Genomic DNA, 19,857 nt, shown 5'->3' with positions numbered 1-19,857 from the left:
TTTCTATCCTAATTTTTTAAATCATTCATTGCAAATGCTTTATGGTAAGGCTTTTCGCAATATATGATTTTAATTGATTTGTTATCAAATCATTAGCCAACAAAGCTGTGAAACCAAAAAGTTATAAACATTAAGTATAAAAGTGGGCGAAAGTGGTAAAATGTGGTAGATTTTTATATAAATTTGCTCCAAATGAAAAACTTCATTGGAACATATGAGTGTAAAATAGATGACAAAGGGCGCATCAAACTGCCTGCTTCGCTTACGAAGCAGATGGAACATTTTGCAGATGAGCCATTTGTGATCAAGCGTTCGGTGTTTCAGAAGTGTCTTGAGGTCTATCCAATGAAACCTTGGGAAAAACTGATGGCAAAAATAAACGGTCTGAACCGATTTGTGAAAAAAAATGCAGATTTCATTAGGATGTTTACGGCTGGAGTCAAAACGGCAGAGTTGGATAACGTTGGTCGTTTGCAAATCAGTAAGGATTTAACACAATTTGCAAATCTTGGAAAAGATATCGTGATTACAAGCGCTGGCGAATTGTTCGAGATTTGGGATAAAGATTCTTATGAACAGGTTATCTCAGTCAGTGAGTCTGATTTCGCTAGTCTTGCGGAAGATGTAATGGGAAATCTTAACGAAATCGATAACGAAAATTTGTAAAAAGTATTAACGTAAAATGTATTCACGAATTGAAAAAATCATTAATACATAAATACTTTCGACATTAATACAAAAAATCAAAATCAAAATGTATCACAATCCTGTCTTATTAAAACAAAGTGTTGACGCTCTGGTAACCAATCCGGACGGGATTTATGTGGACTGCACTTTTGGTGGTGGTGGTCACTCGAGAGAGATTTTAAGCAGGCTTTCCGATAAAGGAAAGTTGTTTTCTTTTGACCAGGATTTGGACGCATTAAAAAATGCAATTGATGACCCGAGATTTATTTTGGTTAATCAGAATTTCAGGTTTTTGGAAAATTCGATGCTGGCTTATGGAATTTCTCACGTTGACGGAATTTTAGCGGACTTGGGTGTTTCTTCTCATCAGTTTGACGAAGCGGAAAGAGGATTTTCCACAAGAAGTAATGCGCCACTTGATATGAGAATGAATGTGATGCAAGGTCTTGATGCAAAGAAAATCATCAACGAATATGAAGAGGAAGATTTGGCGGACATCTTTTATCATTATGGAGAGCTGAGAGAGGCTAGGAAATTGGCAAGAGAAATTGTTCATCATAGAAAATCAAAAAAAATTGAAACGACTGAGGATTTGAAAAACCTGTTCAGTTATATTCCTGCATTTAAACAGAATAAATTCTTTGCCCAGGTTTTCCAAGCAGTGAGAATTGAAGTGAATCAGGAATTGGAAGTTTTGAAAGAAATGCTGGTTCAGTCTTACAAAATTTTAAAAACTGAAGGAAGATTAGTTGTGATTTCTTATCATTCTTTAGAAGACAGATTAGTAAAACGTTTTCTGAAAAACGGGATGTTCGAAGGCGAACCTCAGCGTGATATCTACGGAAATTATGCAAAAGCATTCGAATTGTTGCAAACAAAAGCAATTATTCCGGATGATAAAGAAATTGAAGAAAACTCAAGAGCGCGTAGCGCAAAAATGAGAATTGGAACAAAGTTATAAATGATAGATGATAAGCGATAAATGATTATCAATTATTATTCATCACTTATCAATTATAAAAACGTGGCAAAGCAGACAACCTACAATAAGCAGAAAAAGAAACTCACTTTTATGGACATCATAAAAGGGAATTTCCTTAACCGTGATGAGGTAAAAGCGCATTACAAATATTTCGTGTTTATTTTCGGATTGTTGATGGTGATGATTTATAGTAACCATTTGGTTAATAAAAAAATAGAGCACGTTAACAAACTTAAAGAAGAAACGGAAGAATACAAATCCAGAAACGCTTACGCACAAAGTAGGCTGATAAAAATAAGAATGGAATCCGAACTGGGAAAAGAAATGGTTCAGGATTCTTTGGTGAGTTTGGAAAGCCACCCGATGAAATTATTGATAAAAGTTGATAGCACAGATGATAAAGCAGCCAAATAACAATTACGAAAAAAAGCGTTCCAATGCGTTGAAGTGGGGCTACCTTTTTGTTTTGGGAGCTTTCATTTTGTTTGTCATTTTTTTAGGTAGAATTATGATTCTTCAGAACACCAATGTTGAGGAATTTGAAAATAATTATATCAGTAAAAACTACCGCGAAGCAACTTTGAAAGCAGCTCGTGGAAATCTATTTGCTTCCGACGGTTCTATCCTGGCGACGACGGTAATGCGTTATGATATCTATCTGGATTTCAAATCGATGAGAGATACAATCTATTCCAATAATATTGGCGCTTTGACAGATTCTCTCAGTAAAATGTTTGATAAGCCGAGAAGTTATTTCAGAGCGAAATTGGATGCACAAAACAAGAAAAATAATCAATATTATCTTTTAGCGAAAGGTTTGGACTTCGATGAATATGATAGAATCCGTGAGTTTCCGATTTTCAAAAAAGGTAAAAATAAAGGCGGTTTCATCGTAGAAAGAAATTTCCGAAGAGAATTGGCAACAACTCAAATCGGAGCCGGAACAATTGGTGCTGATAATGGCGAATCAAAATCTGGTTTGGAAGGTGCGTTCAGTAAATTCTTAACCGGAATTGACGGAAAAAGATTGGAGCAAAAAATCACTTCTACACAATGGAAACCAATCGATTACTGGAAAGTTCAGGAACCTGTTGATGGGCAAGACGTTTATACAACTTTAGATTTGAGAATTCAGGATATTGCACATTCCGCATTGGAAAATCAATTAATCAAATTCGATGCGAATCACGGAAGTGTTGTCGTAATGGAAGTTGAAACAGGGAAAATCCGTGCAATGGTCAACCTTAGAAGAACCGAACCGGGAATTTATGTCGATGCTTACAATTATACTGTGAAAGATGCTCAGGAACCAGGTTCTACGTTCAAAACAGTTTCGCTTTTGGCGGCAATGGACGATGGTTTCATTGATGAAAATACAAAAGTTAACATCGGAAACGGAGTCTGGACTTACGCAGGACAAAGAATTACAGACGGTCACGGTGGTGGAACTTATGATGTGAGCGATGTTTTGGCGAAGTCAAGTAACGTTGGCGCAGCGAAATTAATTACCGCACATTACGCAGATAAACCTCAGGTTTTTATAGACCATTTGAAACGCTGGAAGATGTTTGATAAAATGCAGATTGAACTTCCCGGAATTGCTAAACCATCGATTCAAACACCACAAAGCAAACGTTGGAATAAAGCAACTCTGGCTTCTTTAGGTTACGGATATTCATCAAGTTTTCCATTGCTGCAATTGGTTGCTTTCTATAATGGAGTTGCGAATAAAGGTAAAATGGTGAAACCGCTTTTCATTGATAAAATAATGAAAGACGGAAAAGTTCTTTATGAAGCGAAACCTGAAGTTATGGTTAAAAAAATGGCTTCGGACAAAGCGATTACAATGATGACCAATGCTTTGACAAAAGCGGTTGAAAAAGGAACAGCAAAAAGTATCTATACTCCGAATCTTAAAATTGCAGGTAAAACCGGAACAGCAAGATTCGAATACTGGAAAGCCGGACCTATGAAGTATCAGGCTTCGTTCGCAGGTTTTTATCCGGCCGACAATCCTAAATATACGTGTATAGTTGTTGTTAATCAGCCAGATGTGTCAAAAGGATTTTATGGAGGGACGGTTTCTGCGCCAGTTTTTAAAGAAATTGCAGGAAAGACTTTCTTGAAAACGCCTTTGAATGTTGAGAAAGACCTTTTGGTTGAACATAAAGTTGACCTTAATAAAATGACTGCACCAAATATTAAGGTAAACGTAACCAGAGATTCGATGCCAAATTTGGTTGGAATGATTGGGAAAAATGTGATTCCTCAACTTGAAAATTTGGGTTACAGAGTAGATTACAAAGGTGTTGGGAAAATAATGGGACAGTTTCCTGCAGAAGGAGCGACCATTGGAAAGAACCAAAAGATTTATTTGAATCTTCAAAACTAAAAATTAAAGCGAAAGCTTAGATATATGATTTTAAAAGACTTATTACAAAGAATCCAGACTCTGGAAACCATCGGAACTCTGGAAACCATCGGAACTTTTGAAAGAGAGGTTTCGGAATTGGTTTTTGACAGCAGAAAAGTTGTTGAAAATTCTTTGTATGTTGCATTGAAAGGAACAGTTTCGGATGGACATTCTTACATCAATCAAAGCATCGAAAAAGGTGCGAAAGTAATTGTTTGTGAAGAATTACCTTCGGAAATTAATAATGAGGTAACGTATTTGAAAGTTGAAGATTCTTCCAAAACTTTAGGACATTTGGCTTCTAATTTTTATGGGAATCCTTCTGAGAAATTAAATTTAATCGGTGTTACAGGAACTAACGGAAAGACTACAGTAACGACTCTATTGTTCGATATTTTCAAAACGTTGGGTTATCAATCTGCTTTGATTTCAACTGTTGAATACAGAATCGGAGAAGAGATTATTCCTTCAACGCACACAACGCCAGACGTGATTCGATTGAATCAAATGTTGGCGAAAGCTGTTGAAATCGGTTGTGAATATGCTTTTATGGAAGTAAGTTCTCACGGAATTTCTCAGGACAGAATTGAAGGCCTGCACTTCAAAATCGCTGGTTTTACGAATATCACACACGACCATTTGGATTATCACAAGACTTTCCAAAATTATATCTACGCCAAGAAGAGATTCTTTGACGAGTTAGAAGATTCTGCGATTGCGATTACTAATGCTGATGACAAAAATGGATTGGTAATGTTGCAAAATACCAAAGCGAAAAAGAAAACTTTTGCTTTGAAAACAATGGCAGATTTCCACGGAAAGGTTTTGGAAGTAGATTTCAATGGGATGTTACTGAATTTCAATAACAAAGAATTCTGGACAACTTTAACAGGGAAATTCAATGCTTATAATTTGCTTTTGGCTTACGGAATTGCTTTGGAATTAGGAATGGATGAAACGGAAGTTCTTCAGGCGATTTCAGTTCTTCAAAGAGTGAATGGAAGATTTGAAACGATAAAATCCGACAGCGGAATTTTCTTCGTGGTTGATTATTCGCACACGCCCGATGCATTGGAAAATGTGTTGGACAGCATCAACGAAATCAGAACCAAAAACGAAAGGTTGATTTGCGTTTTCGGTTGCGGAGGCGACAGAGACAAGACCAAACGTCCGGAAATGGGTGACATTGCTACCAAAAAATCAACGTTGGCAATTATCACTTCTGACAATCCAAGAACGGAAGATCCGGCGCAAATCATTAAAGAAATAGAAGCTGGTGTTCAACCACAGAATTTCAGCAAATACACATCGATTCCGGACAGAAGAGAAGCTATAAAAATGGCTATCAAATTTGCGGAACCAAAAGATATAGTTGTTGTAGCGGGAAAAGGGCACGAAACATATCAGGAAATCAATGGTGTAAAACATCATTTTGATGATAAAGAAACGATTAGGGAATTATTACAATTAATGGGAAAATAACAAAATATGCTTTATTACCTATACGAATATCTTTCCAGCCACGGAATTCACGTTCCGGGAATGAACTTGTTCAAATACATTTCGTTCCGCGCAGCGATGGCAGTTTTGTTTTCGCTAATTATTGCGATGGCTTATGGAAAAAGAATCATCAATTTCCTGAGAAGAAGACAAATGGGAGAATTGGTAAGAGACCTTGGTTTAGAAGGGCAAAAGCAAAAAGAAGGAACGCCAACGATGGGAGGTTTGATTATCATTTTGGCTACTATTATTCCGGTTTTGTTATTTACCAGAATTACCAATGTGTACATCGTTCTTTTAATCATTTCGGTTTTGTGGATGGGAGCGATTGGATTTTTGGACGATTATCTCAAAAAAGTTAAGAAAAATAAAGACGGATTAAGCGGAAAATTTAAAGTAATTGGACAAGTTGGTTTAGGCTTAATTGTCGGAATTACAATGTATTTTCACCCTGATGTAGAGGTTAAGAGAAAGTATGCAGACGCAACAGTTATCAACAGAAATAATGTAGAACAGAACTTTATGCCGGACGAGAAAATTCCGGTTTCTACAGTTCCTTTTACAAAAAATAATGAGTTCGATTACAGTGGGATTTTATTCTGGATGGATGATGCAAAAGCGCACGAATGGGCTTGGGTTGTATTCATTCCGATTGTAATTTTCATTGTCACAGCAGTTTCTAATGGTGCAAATATTACCGATGGAATCGATGGTTTAGCTGCGGGAACAAGTGTTGTGATATTGCTGACTTTAGCATTTTTCGCCTATGTTTCTGGGAATATGATTTTCGCTGATTATCTGAATATTATGTTCCTCCCACATATGGGCGAGACTACGATTTTTGCCCTCGCTTTGGTTGGTGCGGTTATCGGATTTTTCTGGTACAACACTTATCCGGCGCAGATTTTTATGGGCGATACAGGAAGTTTGATGTTGGGCGGCGTGATAGCTGTTTTAGCAATTATTTTAAGAAAAGAGTTATTGATTCCTGTCTTATGCGGTGTGTTCCTTATCGAAAACCTTTCTGTTATTCTGCAGGTAATGGTTTTCAAATACAGAAAAAGAAAATACGGGCTGGAATATGCTCAAAACAATAGATTATTCAAGATGTCCCCATTGCATCATCATTATCAGAAAGAAGGATTTCACGAAAGCAAAATTGTGAACCGAATGATAATTTTAGGCGTAATGCTGGCGATTATTTGCTTAATCACTTTAAAAACTAGATAAAAACTAATAACCACAGATGAGAGTAGTAATACTTGGAGGAGGCGAAAGCGGCGTTGGTGCGGCGTATCTGGCAAAAGCCAAAGGCTTTGATGTCTTTCTTTCGGATATGGGAACTATCCGTGAGAATTACAAAAAAGAATTGGACGAGCTTGGGATTGACTATGAAGATGAAACACATTCTGAAGAAAAAATTCTGAATGCCGATTGGGTCATAAAAAGCCCCGGAATTCCTAAGAAGGCGGAAATGGTCCAAAAGATTCAGGAGAAAGGAATCAGATTGTCTTCTGAAATTGAATTTGCTTCGGAATTTACCAATGCAAAAATTATTGCGATTACAGGAAGTAATGGAAAAACGACAACAACGTCTTTAATTTATTACATCCTGAAAGAAGATGGATTCAATGTTGGATTGGGTGGAAATATCGGGAAGAGCTTTGCAAAACAGGTTGCAGAAGAGAATTTTGACTATTATGTGTTGGAAGTGAGTAGTTTCCAGTTGGATGATATTCAAAACTTTAGACCATATATTTCATTGTTATTGAATTTGTCAAAAGATCATCTTGACCAGTACAATTACAATTATGAAGAATATGCTTTGGCTAAATTCAGAATTGCTGAAAATCAGGATGCTAATAATTTTTTCATCTACAATAAAGATGACGAAATGAGCAAATCGATTCTTGAAAAACTGGATTTGAAAGTGACCAAGGTTCCGTTTTCTTTGAATGAAAGATTAGAAAAAGGCGCTTTCTCGATTGATGAGAATTTTATTGTCAATATCAATGAAGGATTCACAATGAATATTGACGAATTATCATTGGTTGGAAAACATAATGTAGCGAATAGCTTAGCGGCAAGTATCGCCGGAAAGTTGTTGGAAATCAGCAATGAAAGCATCAGGCATTCATTGATGACCTTCCAAGCGGTGGAACACAGATTGGAACCTGTAGCTGAAATTAGAGGTGTGAAGTTCATCAACGACAGTAAGGCAACAAATGTGAATGCGACTTATTTTGCTTTGGAAAGTATGAAACAGCCAGTTATTTGGATTGTTGGCGGAAAAGACAAAGGCAACGATTATACAGAAATCGAAGAATTAGTCAAGAAAAAAGTAAAAGCCATTGTCTGTTTAGGAATTGATAATTCTAAAATTATTGAGTTCTTCAAAGGCAAAAAAACGCAGATTTATGACACTTCCAGTATGCATCAGGCAGTAGAAGTTTCAAAATCGATTGCAGAAAAAGGAGATGTGGTTTTATTGTCGCCTTGTTGCGCAAGTTTTGATTTGTTTAATGGTTATGAGGACCGAGGAAATCAATTCAAAGAAGAAGTATTAAACGAGTTAATAATTAACAATTAATAATTAAAAATGTTCATTATTCATTTTTAATTATTCATTATAAGATGGAAAACCAAACTACAGAAAACAAATTCGAGCTACTGAAAGGCGACAAAGTCCTTTGGTCGGTTATCATTTTGATTTCCTTCCTTTCCGTATTTCCGGTTTATTCCGCCAGTTCGAATCTGGAATATATCGTGAACAACGGGACCACAACCGGTCACGTTTTCAAGCATATTGTTTTCGTATTCATTGGTTTGGGAATTATGCGTTTCGTTGGAACAGTTAAGTACGAATATATCGGAAAACTGAGTTCCATTCTACTTTTGTTCACGATTGGATTATTGTTAATTACAATGTTCACAGGACAAAAGATTGAAGGTGCAAGTGCTTCGCGTTGGCTAAAGATTCCCGGAACTCCGATTTCTTTTCAGCCTTCGTCATTCGCTTATTTGATGCTAATTATCTATTTGTGCAGATATTTAACCAAAAAAATCAAAAGAGAAAGAGTTCCGATTGAGAATATCGTTTACATTTTCGGACCGATATTATTGGTTTTCGGATTGGTTGCGAAAGACAACGGTTCTACAGCTTTGATGATTATGATGGTGTCAATTATCATCTTGATTATCGGACAATTAGCTTGGCAATATGTAGCGGGATTCATCTCGCTTTCTGTGGTTTTCATTGTGATGTTTTTAGTCATTGCACTGAACACCAATTTAATCGGCGGAAACCGTGTTCACACGTGGATGAGCCGTATCGAAACCTTTACAAGTTCAAAGAAAACAGCTGATGTTGAGGATGAAAGTATCAAAGCCAAAAACTATCAGGTGATGCAGGCAAAAGCCGCGATTGTTCACGGCGGATTCAACGGGATAGGACCAGGGAAAAGTGCTTTGAAACAGACATTACCGCAGTCGGTTTCTGATTTTATTTTTGCAATTATTGTGGAAGAATACGGCTGGATTGGGGCTTTCGTTCTGGTTAGCCTTTATATGATAATGATTATCAGGATTGTGATGATAGCCAGTAAAATGCCTGCTTTTTTCGGCTCGTTGCTGGTGCTGGCGATTGGACTGATGATTTTTGTCCAATTATCAGTAAACATTGCCGTTGCCGTGAATCTGATTCCGGTTACAGGACAACCTTTACCATTGATAAGTTACGGTGGAACATCAATGTTAGTTACCTATATTCAGTTAGGAATTATCCTGAATGTAAGTTCTAGAATTCAGGTTTATGATGAAGAAGGTTTGGGCAAAAGACAGAGTTTGGAAGAAATAAATGATATAGCTTAATGAGCAAAAAACTAAAAATATTACTCAGCGGTGGCGGAACAGGTGGACACATCTTTCCGGCGGTTGCGATTGCTCAGGAAATCCAGAAAAGATTTCCCGATGCGGAGTTTTTGTTCATTGGTGCCAACGGAAAAATGGAAATGGAAAAAGTTCCTCAAGCAGGTTTCAAAATCGAAGGATTGAACATCGCCGGATTCGACAGAGGAAATCTTCTAAAGAATATCGGACTGCCGTTTAAAATCATTTCCAGCTTGATGAAAGCTAAAAAAATCATCAAAGATTTCAACCCAGATTTTGCAGTTGGAACTGGCGGTTTTGCAAGTGGACCAGCTTTGTATATCGCTTCGAAAATGGGAATTCCGACTTTTATTCAGGAGCAGAATTCTTTGCCAGGAAAGACGAATGTTTTCAATGCAAAAAAGGCGAAAGCTGTTTTTACAGCTTATCCGGATATGGAAAAATTTTTCCACAGAACGAAAACTTATTTCTTAGGAAATCCAATCCGTCAAAATATCATCACGGATTTGATTGATAAAGATTCAGCTAAAGAAAAATTAGGCTTAGATAAAAATAAATTAACGATTCTTTCAGTCGGAGGTTCATTGGGTTCCAGAACTCTGAACAACGGATGGAAAGACAATTTAGATAAACTAAAGGAAAAAGATTACCAACTCATCTGGCAGACTGGGAAAACAAATTTTAAAGAAATTTCAGACAACCACCAACTGTCAACTAACAACCAAATCCAGATTAGAGAATTTATTTCTGATATGGCTTTGGCTTATTCAGCAGCAGATGTGATTGTTTCCAGAGCTGGCGCGATTGCGATTTCCGAATTGGCGATTGCGAAAAAACCGGTTTTGCTGGTTCCGTTTCCATTTGCGGCGGAAGACCATCAAACCAAGAATGCTTTGACTCTGGTTGAGAAAAATGCGGCAAGAATAGTCAAAGATTCTGAGATGAATGACAAATTCTGGAATACACTTTCAGAAATCTGTGAGAATGAAAATCTTAGAAAGGAGATGTCAGCTAATCTGGAATTTTTTGCAAAGCCAAAAGCTGCGGAAGGTATTGTGGATGAGATTTTTAAAGTAATTAAATAGTGAAGTGTTTTTATATTTTAAGTATAGTTTTTTCGATGTTGATGACAGTTTCCTGCGCATCAAAATATCGACCTGACTTGAAAGGAAAAAATAGAAGTGCGGAAAGAATCAAATTAGTAAAAAACTTCGCAACAGATTATTTTGCTAAATGTGAAAAGCAGGATTATTCGGAGTTTCAAGGTTATAAAATGGATGTCAATTTCAAGAATAAATTGACTCCGGAAAGTTTTAAAAAAAGCTGTGAATATTACGAAAGCAAATACGGAACAATCACGATTGGAGAACTGAGTGAGGCAAAATCAAATTATTCTCCGAAGGACTTTTTGGATTATTTTATTTTCAAAGCCAAAGGTTCTAAAAACGACAGTGTACAATCTGTGAGAGTCAATATTTACAGAGATAATAATATGTTGGAAAGAATCAGTATTCCAAGATACAGAGCATCAAAGTCAAAAAGATAAGAATTAAATGAGCATCTTAAATAAATATCAAAACTTCTATTTCATCGGCATCGGTGGGATTGGGATGAGTGCGCTGGCGCGGTATTTTCACGCTAACGGCAAAAATGTTTTGGGTTATGATAAAACGCCAACAAAACTGACGGCTCAAATCGGTTTTGAGGGCATTGATATTACGTTTGAAGATGTGATTGATGAGAAAATTGTAGCGTTGGATAAAGAATCAACTTTGGTTATTTATACACCTGCAATTAAGAAATTGTCAATTTTGGATTACTTAACCAGCGAAGGTTTCGTCATCCTGAAACGAGCAAAAGTTTTGGGGCTGATTACTGAAAATACAGATTGTATCGCTGTTGCTGGAACACACGGAAAGACAACCACTTCTACTTTGATTGCGCATTTGTGCAAAGAAGCAAATCTTCCTTCATCTGCATTTTTAGGCGGAATTTCTGAGAATTTCAAATCGAATTTCGATTACAACGGTAACCAGTTTTCTGTAGTCGAAGCGGATGAATACGACAGAAGTTTCTTGAATCTTTCTCCGGATTGGGCAGTTGTAACCTCGATTGATGCTGACCATTTGGATATTTATGGAGACCGAGTTCAGATAGAAGATGGTTTCCGTCAGTTTGCAGGTTTGGTTCCAAATGATAATCAACTATTTGTGAGAAAAGGAATTGCAATCGGAAGAGGACACAAAACTTATGCTGTGAATGAGGAGGCGGATTATTATTCCGATAACCTGAGAATGAACCACGATAAAATCTATTTCGATTTTCATACGCCAACGCAGGAAATTGAAGATTTTGTTTGGGAAATTCCGGGAATTCACAATGTTGAAAATGCAACCGTTGCTTTGGCAATTCTGAGCAATTTGGGTGTTGATTTTGAGACTTTGAAAAAAGCTATTGCCAGTTTCAAAGGCATCAAGAGAAGATATACAAAACATATTTTCGATAATGGAAAAATCTATATCGATGATTATGCGCATCATCCAACAGAGCTGAATGCAGTCATTGGTTCAATAAAAACTTTCTATCCGACCAAAAAATTGCTGGTGGTTTTCCAACCGCATTTGTTCAGCAGAACGAGAGATTTTGCTGAGGATTTCGCTAGAAGTCTGGAAAATGGAGATGATTTGTTGTTGTTGGACATTTATCCTGCTAGAGAACTTCAGGAAAATTTTGAAGGCATCACATCAACTTGGTTGGCAGAAAAAATCGAAACAGAGAATAAAGAAGTTTGCACGTTGCAAGAGACTTTTGAAAAAATAAAAGAAAGAAATTTTGATATTCTTCTAACCGTTGGAGCAGGAAATATCGATACACTCTACGACGGAATTGTAGAATGGCTTCCAAATCTCGAATTAAAAGTTAATAACTAAAAATTTAAAAAAATACTTTGTACAGAATACATTGTACTTTATACAAAATAATATGAAAAACAAGTGGAGAATATTGAAGATATTGGTAACAGTCGTCCTTTTTGGATTTCTGCTCAGTTTCTCGTTGAAGCGTTTCAACAATGCTAAGATGGAGAACGTATCTATCAATATGAACCAGACCAAAACGCCGGTTTATTTTGTAGATGAGAAGGATATCAAAGATTTGGTAAAGCAATTTAATCCAACGAAAAAGATTGGCGATGTTAAGATTCCGGAATTGGAGAAGAAGATTAATGAGATTCCATTTGTTGACAGTGCTAATGTTTATATGAATCTGAACGGAAATCTGAATGTCGATATCAAACAACGCATTCCGATTTTTAGATTGAACAAAAACGGAAAAGATTTTTATGTGGATGAAAAAGGTGTAGAATTCCCGATTTCGAGAAACTTTTCTTATCCGTGTATGTTGGTAATGGGCGATGTTGAAGCTTCGGAATATCAGGAACTGGGCCAATTGGTTGAGAAAATTGACAAAGATGATTTCAGCAAAAAATATTTCATCGGAATCAAAAAAGAAAAAGACAATTATAATCTTCTGACAAGCGATGGAAATTACAAAGTTGAGATTGGAGATTTAGATAATATTGATTTCAAGGTTAAAGGATTTAAAACTTTTGTAGAGAAATATCTGGTTTATCAGAATCCGAATAAGTACAAAAAGATTTCGGTCAAATACAATAATCAGATTGTAACCACACTGAATCCTTATTTCAAAGAAAACGACAGTATTCTGAGAAATGCACCAAAAATTGAAATCGCAAAACCAGAAGAAAAACCGACGCAACTTTTAGCATCAGTTCCGGCAAAAACAGAAACTAAAAAAGCGGAACCCAAACTGGAATCGAAGAAAGAAATAAAAAAAGCTGAACCTAAGAAATCAGAAGCAAAGAAAGAAACTTCGAAACCGAAAAAAGTAGAGAAGAAATCTGAACCGAAAAAAACTTCGGAAAAGAAAAAGGAGACATCTTCCAAATCGTCTTCTGATAAAAAGAAAAAAGCAAAAGTAGTAGTAGAGTAACAATGTAGAATTGAACACAAAGCGCACGAAGATTATTTTTAATATTGAAAATATTGTTCACAAAGGCGCTTCGCTCAGAAAAGACAAATGATTTAAAAACAATAAACACACAAATGAATGAAAACGAATTATCAAAAATTGTTATTGATTCCGGCTTAAAAGTTCATCGCAAATTGGGGATGGGTTTATATGAAACAGTTTATGAACAATGTTTGGAATTTGAATTGAAAAATAGAGGATTGAATGTAGAAAGGCAAAAGTTGTTGTCAATCAATTATGAAGGTTTGAAAGTTGAAAATGCCTTTAAAATTGATTTAATAGTAGAAAATAAGGTAGTATTAGAAATAAAAGCACAAGAAATACTTAATGATTTTAATTCAGCACAACTTCTGAATTATCTGAAATTAGGTGATTATAAATTAGGATTATTGTTGAACTTCAATTCAAAATTATTTAAAACAGGAATAAGAAGAGTTGTAAACGGATATATAATAGATTAAGTAAAACTTATATAAGCGAAGCGCCTTTGTGAACTAAAAAATAAAAAAACTTAGTGCACTTTGTGTTAAAAAAATTAGAATAAAAAATCAAATCGAGCATATAATGGAAAATCAAGAGTATTCAGTAGGTCTGGACATTGGGACAACTAAGATTGTCGCCATTGTCGGAAGACGTAACGCTCACGGGAAAATCGAAATCCTGGGCGTTGGGAAGGCTAAAAGTCTTGGTGTTCACAAAGGAATCGTGAACAACATTTCCCAAACCATCAATTCCATCAAAACTGCAGTTGCAGAAGCGCAATCCAGCGCTGGTGTTCCTATCCATAAGGTAACTGTGGGAATTGCAGGAAAACATATCCGTTCTCTCCAACATTCGGATTATATAATGAGGGAGCATCCGGATAGATACATCACAGAAGATGATATCGAGAAACTAAAAGACCAGGTAAAGAAATTGGTAATGTTGCCTGGAGAAGAAATCATCCACGTTTTGCCTCAGGAATACAAAGTTGATTCTGAAGGCGAAATCCAGGAACCAGTCGGAATGCACGGCAAAAGATTAGAGGCTAATTTCCACGTTGTTGTGGGACAGATGGGTTCTATCAGAAACATTGCAAGATGCGTTCGTGAAGCTGGTCTGGAGATGGAAGCTTTGACCTTGGAACCTTTGGCATCGTCTGAAGCGGTTCTGACTAAAGAAGAAAAAGAAGCTGGTGTTGCAATTGTTGATATCGGTGGTGGAACTACGGATATCGCAATTTTCAAAGACAACATCATTCGTCATACTTGCGTGATTCCTTACGGCGGAGGAATTATCACTGATGATATTAAGGAAGGATGCTCAATCATCGAGAAACACGCAGAACAACTGAAAGTGAAGTTCGGTTCGTCTGTTCCGGAATTAGAAAAAGACAGTACGTATGTTACAATTCCAGGATTGCACGGACGTCCGGATAAAGAGATTTCGTTGAAAGTTTTAGCTCAGATTATCAATGCAAGAGTTGAAGAAATTCTTGAAATGGTAAATACTGAATTAAAGGCTTACGGTGCATTCGAACAAAAGAAAAAACTGATTGCAGGAATCGTTTTGACTGGAGGTGGTTCCAACTTGAGAAACCTTCGTCAGTTGGCGAATTACACAACAGGTTTCGACAGCAGAATTGGTTTCGCTAATGAATATGTGGCAAATGACAAAAACCAATATCTGAAAGGACCGGAATTTGCAACGTCCATCGGTTTGTTGATGGAAAGCCTTAAAATCCGAGATAAAAGAATCCTTCCTACAGAAGAAGAAATTATCGAAGAAGCTGTAGCTAAGGCAGAACCGGTTGCACCTCAGCCAACTGCAGAAGTGGAGAAACCTCAACAGGTTGTTCAGCAGATAGAAGAAGTTGCAAAACCAAAAGAAGAAGCCAGAAGGAACAAACCGACTTTCGGACAGTCTCTAATGGATAAAGTGAAAAAATTCTTCGAGGAAGTAGAAGAGTAATTAATAATTGTAAAATCGCGGAATCGTGGAATCGTAAAACCAGCAAAAGCCAATTTTGCATATCAACGATTTAACGATTTAACAAAATTTAAAAAATAACATACTATGGACAATATAAATAATACACAAGGATTTTCATTTGACCTTCCAAAAGGGAATTCCGCTATCATCAAAGTTATCGGTGTTGGTGGCGGTGGAAACAATGCGCTGAAACATATGTACGAGAAAGGAATCTACGGTGTAGATTTCGTGATTTGTAATACAGATGCTCAGACTTTGGATAATAATCCGGTTTCTAATAAAGTTCAGTTAGGAGTAACGATGACGGAAGGGCTTGGCGCAGGAGCTGACCCAGAAGTTGGAGAAAAAGCAGCTATTGAAAGTATCGACGATATCAAAGCGGCGATGGGACAAAACACCAAAATGGTTTTCATCACTGCAGGAATGGGCGGTGGAACTGGAACCGGTGCTGCGCCTGTGATTGCAAAAGTGGCTAAGGAAATGGGGATTCTTACTGTGGGAATCGTAACCGTACCTTTTAGTTTTGAAGGAAAAAGAAGATTGGACCAAGCGGAATTAGGTTTGGAAAAATTAAGAAATAATGTTGATTCTTTGATTGTCATTAATAATGATAAATTAAGACAGCAATTCGGAAATCTTGGTTTCAAACAAGGATTCTCAAAAGCCGATGAAGTTTTGACTAACGCTGCAAAAGGAATGGCAGAAGTTATTACAGGTTATTTCGATGTTAATATTGACTTCCGTGATGCTAAATCTGTTTTGGCTAATTCCGGAACAGCATTGATGTCAACTGGAATTGCTAGTGGCGAAAATAAAGCGGAAGAAGCAGTTAAAAAAGCATTGGATTCTCCGTTATTGAATGACAACAAAATCACTGGTGCGAAAAACGTTTTATTGCTAATCAGAAGCGGTGCAACTGAGGTAACGATGGACGAAATCGGTGTGATTATGGACCACATCCAGAAAGAAGCTGGAAATACGGCTGACATTATTTTTGGAGTTGGTTCTGATGAAGAATTGGGCGATGCAGTAAGCGTTTTGGTTATTGCAACTGGTTTTTCAAACGATAACAAAAAACATTCTGGAGTAACTGAGACGATTAAATATTCTTTGGAAGACAGACCAAGTCCTTCCAGACATAGAGAATCTCCGTTCAAAAGCAGAGCTCAGGAAGAAACTAAACAACAGACAGAATCGGGAAAGAATTTTTTTCGTTTAGAAGATGATGACGATTTTGGAACTTCTAATTTTCCAACCAATTCGGTTGCAGAAAGCCTTATAGAAGAGCCAATAACAGAAATCGAAATCATCGAAAATGAGGGAATCCAAGATTTCTCAAATGATTATAATTCGAACAACGGAAAGCAAGAATATAACCTTTTCACTTTCGAGGAAGAAACTTACGAAGAAGTAGATTTGGAAGCACAATCTTTTTCTTTCGAAGTGGAGGACAAGCCAAAAGCATCTTTTAAAGAAGAAGGAATTGAGAAGCCTGTTGAAGTGACTTTCACAATCAATGAACCTGCTGTTGAAGAAGAATTTCCTGTAATTGAAAAGCAAGTTATTTCTGAAATCAAAGATTCCGTAATTGAAGAAACGCCAATCAGAGAAGAAATCGTTAACGAAATTATCGAGGAAATTGAAGAGCCAACAAAATTTTCTTTCGCTGTAGAAACTAAGGAAGAAATTGTAGAAGAAAAGAAGTTTGAGCCAGTTCAGGAAACTGAAAGCGGATTCACGTTCTTCAACAAAACTCCGGATTCTTCAAAAGCAATGGAAAGAAGAAACAAGTTGAGAGAATTCAATTCCCGTTATCAGCAATTGGATAATGAGAATGTTTTCGAAACAGTTCCAGCTTTCAAAAGAAAGAACATCAATATCGATGGTTCTAATGCATCTGACCAGAATATCAACACTTATTTGTCTGATAATAATGGAAGTATGCAGTTGAGAGAAAACCGTTTTCTTAACAAAGATGTTGACTAAAATTGTACTGATGTATTCACGTAGAATGTATTAACGATAAAGAATTTCGTTTTACATTTTAATCATAAATACATTAATACCTTTTACATTAATACAAACAAAATGAGTTTAGAAACTATAATAAGCGAAGCAATAAAAACTGCGATGAGAGAAAAAGACCGTGTGGCTTTGGATTCTCTTCGTGCTGTAAAAGCGCAAATTATTTTGTTGCAAACCGAAGCCAGAGGTGCAGAAGTTTCAGCAGAACAAGAGATTGCGATTTTGCAAAGAATGATAAAGCAGAGAAAAGATTCCTACGACCAATTTACGGCTCAGGGAAGAACTGACCTTGCTGAAGTGGAGGAAGCTCAATCAAAAATCATTGAGAAATTTCTTCCAAAACAATTGTCTGCCGAAGAATTGGAATCAGAAATCAAGAAAATCATTTCTGAAACTGGTGCGCAGTCAATTAAAGATTTAGGAAAAGTAATGGGCGTTGCGTCTAAAGCATTAGCCGGAAAGTCTGACGGAAAGAGCATTTCCGAAATGGTTAAGAAGCTACTTTCTTAAAATTTGTTGTTGGTTGATGGTTGTCGGTTGATGGGATTTCTATCAACAATCAACCAAAAACTAACAACCAAAAAGGATATACTTAATTTGCATATCGATTTGATTAAACCTTGAATTTTCGGATTCAAGGTTTTTTGTTGTAAAATCGGTCAAACTGTCTCAATAGATTTTCGGAATGATTTTAATAGAATGATAAATAAGATAATCAAAATATTATTTGATTAAATTTGCAATTCGAATTAACCTAAAATATATTTAATATGTATCCAGCAGATTTAGTATTGCCAATGAAGGCAGAACTTACAGATAAAGGGTTTGCAGACCTTACAACACCAGCACAAGTTGACGAAGCGCTTAAACAAAGCGGAACAACATTATTAGTAATCAACTCTGTTTGCGGATGTGCGGCAGGAGCAGCGAGACCAGGCGTTTTGTACTCTTTGACAGGCGAGAAGAAGCCGGACCATTTGGTAACAGCTTTCGCAGGATTTGATACAGATGCGGTTGCAGAAGCTAGAAGATTGCTTGCACCCTTCCCTCCAAGTTCGCCAGCTGTAGCGCTTTTCAAGGACGGCGAGTTGGTGCATATGTTAGAAAGACACCACATCGAAGGTAATCCTGCAGGCGCCATTGCTGCGAATCTTCAGGCCGCTTTTGACGAGTACTGTTAATAAAAAGAAAGACCAAAATAGAAATGTTTTGGTCTTTTTTATGAAATCATTCTTGGGATTTTCTTGAGAATCCAATGATGAAGGGCAATAGAACATCATTTCTAATAAAAAATATAAATCTATTTATGAAAAGTTCAGAAATAGGCTTTCAGACTTTTCATTATTTTTTAAATTTGCAAAAAAGTAAAAATGTCGGATCAAGCAAGTTATTTGTTTTCTACAAGAACCAGCCACGAGTTGGCAGAAAAAATCGCTCAGGCTTATGGGCAGCCATTAGGGCAAATTAATATTCAGCATTTCAGCGACGGAGAATTTGAACCGGTTTTGGAACAATCTGTAAGAGGAAGCCGTGTTTTCCTTATCGCTTCTACGTTTCCACCAGCGGATAATTTGTTGGAATTGTTATTGATGATAGATGCAGCGAAAAGAGCATCTGCCAAAAACATTACAGTAGTAATTCCATATTACGGTTTGGCGAGGCAAGATAGAAAAGACAAGCCAAGAGCGCCTATCGGGGCAAAATTGGTTGCCAATCTTTTGACTGCGGCGGGAGCAACCAGAATTATGACAATGGATTTGCACGCCGACCAAATCCAAGGTTTCTTCGAGATTCCGGTTGACCATCTGTATGCTTCTACGATTTTTGTACAATATATTCAATCGCTTGCGCTTGATAATTTGACGATTGCTTCTCCGGATATGGGAGGTGCAAAAAGAGCAAAAAATTATGCAGGACATCTTGGAGCAGACGTTGTAATCTGTTATAAAGAAAGAAAAAAAGCGAATGTTGTTGAGGAGATGTTCCTGATTGGTGATGTTAAAGATAAGAACGTTATTCTTATCGATGATATGATTGACACCGCTGGAACACTTTGCAAAGCCGCTGATATCCTTATGGAAAAAGGCGCAAAATCTGTGAGAGCAATGGCGACGCATGGTGTTCTTTCTGGCAAAGCTTATGAGAATATTGAAAATTCTCAACTTCTGGAAGTGATTGTCACAGATTCTATTCCACAAAAAACTGAGAAATCTTCAAAGATCCGAGTACTTTCCTGCGCAGAATTATTTGCTGACGTGATGAATATGGTACACGAACACAAATCTATAAGTGAGAAGTTTATTATTTAAAAAAAATTAATATCTTTGCACCCTTAAAATAA

Annotated in this window: 18 protein-coding genes; all 18 read left to right on the top strand. The window is 36.7% G+C overall.

Annotated features, from left to right (window positions below; translation table 11 throughout):
- Nucleotides 1–192: 192 nt before the first annotated feature.
- The 18 genes from mraZ (at nt 193) to RTX21_RS16220 (ending at nt 19,825) form a co-directional block, all read left to right on the top strand.
- A complete protein-coding gene (gene mraZ / locus RTX21_RS16305) occupies nt 193–666 on the top strand; it encodes a division/cell wall cluster transcriptional repressor MraZ (protein ID WP_312769319.1) in 474 nt (157 codons plus the stop codon).
- 88 nt (nt 667–754) lie between these two features.
- Nucleotides 755–1,648, top strand: a complete 894-nt coding sequence (rsmH, locus tag RTX21_RS16300; RefSeq protein WP_312769316.1) for a 16S rRNA (cytosine(1402)-N(4))-methyltransferase RsmH — start codon at nt 755–757, stop codon at nt 1,646–1,648.
- A gap of 63 nt (nt 1,649–1,711) precedes the next feature.
- Nucleotides 1,712–2,083: an FtsL-like putative cell division protein gene (locus RTX21_RS16295; protein WP_120211937.1), complete on the top strand. Its 372-nt coding sequence runs from the start codon at nt 1,712–1,714 to the stop codon at nt 2,081–2,083.
- On the top strand, nt 2,064–4,061 hold the full coding sequence (locus RTX21_RS16290) for a penicillin-binding transpeptidase domain-containing protein (RefSeq protein ID WP_312769314.1): 1,998 nt from the start codon (nt 2,064–2,066) through the stop codon (nt 4,059–4,061). The genes RTX21_RS16295 and RTX21_RS16290 overlap by 20 nt, the downstream gene beginning before the upstream one ends.
- A gap of 24 nt (nt 4,062–4,085) precedes the next feature.
- Nucleotides 4,086–5,564, top strand: coding sequence for a UDP-N-acetylmuramoyl-L-alanyl-D-glutamate--2,6-diaminopimelate ligase (locus tag RTX21_RS16285; RefSeq protein WP_312769312.1), 1,479 nt, complete (start codon nt 4,086–4,088; stop codon nt 5,562–5,564).
- Between the two features lie 6 nt (nt 5,565–5,570).
- The gene (mraY, locus tag RTX21_RS16280; protein ID WP_312769310.1) at nt 5,571–6,812 is read left to right on the top strand and encodes a phospho-N-acetylmuramoyl-pentapeptide-transferase; all 1,242 of its coding nucleotides are present in this window, start codon (nt 5,571–5,573) and stop codon (nt 6,810–6,812) included.
- A 16-nt stretch (nt 6,813–6,828) separates the two neighbouring features.
- The gene (murD, locus tag RTX21_RS16275) at nt 6,829–8,172 is read left to right on the top strand and encodes a UDP-N-acetylmuramoyl-L-alanine--D-glutamate ligase (RefSeq protein ID WP_312769308.1); all 1,344 of its coding nucleotides are present in this window, start codon (nt 6,829–6,831) and stop codon (nt 8,170–8,172) included.
- A 44-nt stretch (nt 8,173–8,216) separates the two neighbouring features.
- Nucleotides 8,217–9,452: an FtsW/RodA/SpoVE family cell cycle protein gene (locus RTX21_RS16270; RefSeq protein WP_312769307.1), complete on the top strand. Its 1,236-nt coding sequence runs from the start codon at nt 8,217–8,219 to the stop codon at nt 9,450–9,452.
- Entirely contained in the window at nt 9,452–10,555 is a 1,104-nt protein-coding gene (murG, locus tag RTX21_RS16265) for an undecaprenyldiphospho-muramoylpentapeptide beta-N-acetylglucosaminyltransferase (RefSeq protein WP_312769304.1), read from the top strand. Before RTX21_RS16270 ends, murG begins: the two co-directional genes overlap by 1 nt.
- A complete protein-coding gene (locus RTX21_RS16260; protein ID WP_312769301.1) occupies nt 10,555–11,016 on the top strand; it encodes a hypothetical protein in 462 nt (153 codons plus the stop codon). Before murG ends, RTX21_RS16260 begins: the two co-directional genes overlap by 1 nt.
- 7 nt (nt 11,017–11,023) lie before the next feature.
- A complete protein-coding gene (murC, locus tag RTX21_RS16255) occupies nt 11,024–12,400 on the top strand; it encodes a UDP-N-acetylmuramate--L-alanine ligase (protein ID WP_312769299.1) in 1,377 nt (458 codons plus the stop codon).
- A gap of 52 nt (nt 12,401–12,452) precedes the next feature.
- Nucleotides 12,453–13,481: a cell division protein FtsQ gene (locus RTX21_RS16250; RefSeq protein ID WP_312769297.1), complete on the top strand. Its 1,029-nt coding sequence runs from the start codon at nt 12,453–12,455 to the stop codon at nt 13,479–13,481.
- A gap of 113 nt (nt 13,482–13,594) precedes the next feature.
- Nucleotides 13,595–13,981, top strand: coding sequence for a GxxExxY protein (locus RTX21_RS16245; protein WP_312769295.1), 387 nt, complete (start codon nt 13,595–13,597; stop codon nt 13,979–13,981).
- 103 nt (nt 13,982–14,084) lie between these two features.
- Nucleotides 14,085–15,470, top strand: a complete 1,386-nt coding sequence (ftsA, locus tag RTX21_RS16240) for a cell division protein FtsA (protein ID WP_312769293.1) — start codon at nt 14,085–14,087, stop codon at nt 15,468–15,470.
- A 105-nt stretch (nt 15,471–15,575) separates the two neighbouring features.
- Nucleotides 15,576–17,477 (top strand): cell division protein FtsZ, encoded by a 1,902-nt coding sequence (gene ftsZ, locus RTX21_RS16235; protein WP_312769291.1) that lies wholly within the window; start codon nt 15,576–15,578, stop codon nt 17,475–17,477.
- Between the two features lie 102 nt (nt 17,478–17,579).
- Nucleotides 17,580–18,026, top strand: a complete 447-nt coding sequence (locus tag RTX21_RS16230; RefSeq protein ID WP_312769289.1) for a GatB/YqeY domain-containing protein — start codon at nt 17,580–17,582, stop codon at nt 18,024–18,026.
- A gap of 260 nt (nt 18,027–18,286) precedes the next feature.
- Nucleotides 18,287–18,697 carry a BrxA/BrxB family bacilliredoxin gene (locus RTX21_RS16225; protein ID WP_074235805.1) on the top strand — a complete coding sequence of 137 codons (411 nt, stop codon included), beginning with the start codon at nt 18,287–18,289 and terminating at the stop codon, nt 18,695–18,697.
- A gap of 189 nt (nt 18,698–18,886) precedes the next feature.
- Entirely contained in the window at nt 18,887–19,825 is a 939-nt protein-coding gene (locus tag RTX21_RS16220; protein WP_312769284.1) for a ribose-phosphate pyrophosphokinase, read from the top strand.
- Nucleotides 19,826–19,857 lie beyond the last annotated feature (32 nt).

The organism is Epilithonimonas sp. (assembly GCF_032054305.1).
Classification (GTDB): Bacteria; Bacteroidota; Bacteroidia; order Flavobacteriales; family Weeksellaceae; genus Epilithonimonas.
The sequence above is the reverse complement of the archived record's forward strand: the minus strand, read 5'-3'. Positions and strand labels throughout refer to the sequence as shown.

Bases quoted from the DNA above. Each gene is read 5' to 3' on its own strand.
- RTX21_RS16220 (WP_312769284.1), top strand. From the start codon at position 18,887: ATGTCGGATCAAGCAAGTTATTTGTTTTCTACAAGAACCAGCCACGAG.
- ftsA (WP_312769293.1), top strand. From the start codon at position 14,085: ATGGAAAATCAAGAGTATTCAGTAGGTCTGGACATTGGGACAACTAAG.
- RTX21_RS16270 (WP_312769307.1), top strand. From the start codon at position 8,217: ATGGAAAACCAAACTACAGAAAACAAATTCGAGCTACTGAAAGGCGAC.
- murG (WP_312769304.1), top strand. From the start codon at position 9,452: ATGAGCAAAAAACTAAAAATATTACTCAGCGGTGGCGGAACAGGTGGA.
- RTX21_RS16245 (WP_312769295.1), top strand. From the start codon at position 13,595: ATGAATGAAAACGAATTATCAAAAATTGTTATTGATTCCGGCTTAAAA.
- RTX21_RS16290 (WP_312769314.1), top strand. From the start codon at position 2,064: ATGATAAAGCAGCCAAATAACAATTACGAAAAAAAGCGTTCCAATGCG.
- murC (WP_312769299.1), top strand. From the start codon at position 11,024: ATGAGCATCTTAAATAAATATCAAAACTTCTATTTCATCGGCATCGGT.
- RTX21_RS16225 (WP_074235805.1), top strand. From the start codon at position 18,287: ATGTATCCAGCAGATTTAGTATTGCCAATGAAGGCAGAACTTACAGAT.
- mraY (WP_312769310.1), top strand. From the start codon at position 5,571: ATGCTTTATTACCTATACGAATATCTTTCCAGCCACGGAATTCACGTT.
- RTX21_RS16230 (WP_312769289.1), top strand. From the start codon at position 17,580: ATGAGTTTAGAAACTATAATAAGCGAAGCAATAAAAACTGCGATGAGA.
- RTX21_RS16250 (WP_312769297.1), top strand. From the start codon at position 12,453: ATGAAAAACAAGTGGAGAATATTGAAGATATTGGTAACAGTCGTCCTT.
- murD (WP_312769308.1), top strand. From the start codon at position 6,829: ATGAGAGTAGTAATACTTGGAGGAGGCGAAAGCGGCGTTGGTGCGGCG.
- rsmH (WP_312769316.1), top strand. From the start codon at position 755: ATGTATCACAATCCTGTCTTATTAAAACAAAGTGTTGACGCTCTGGTA.
- mraZ (WP_312769319.1), top strand. From the start codon at position 193: ATGAAAAACTTCATTGGAACATATGAGTGTAAAATAGATGACAAAGGG.
- RTX21_RS16285 (WP_312769312.1), top strand. From the start codon at position 4,086: ATGATTTTAAAAGACTTATTACAAAGAATCCAGACTCTGGAAACCATC.
- ftsZ (WP_312769291.1), top strand. From the start codon at position 15,576: ATGGACAATATAAATAATACACAAGGATTTTCATTTGACCTTCCAAAA.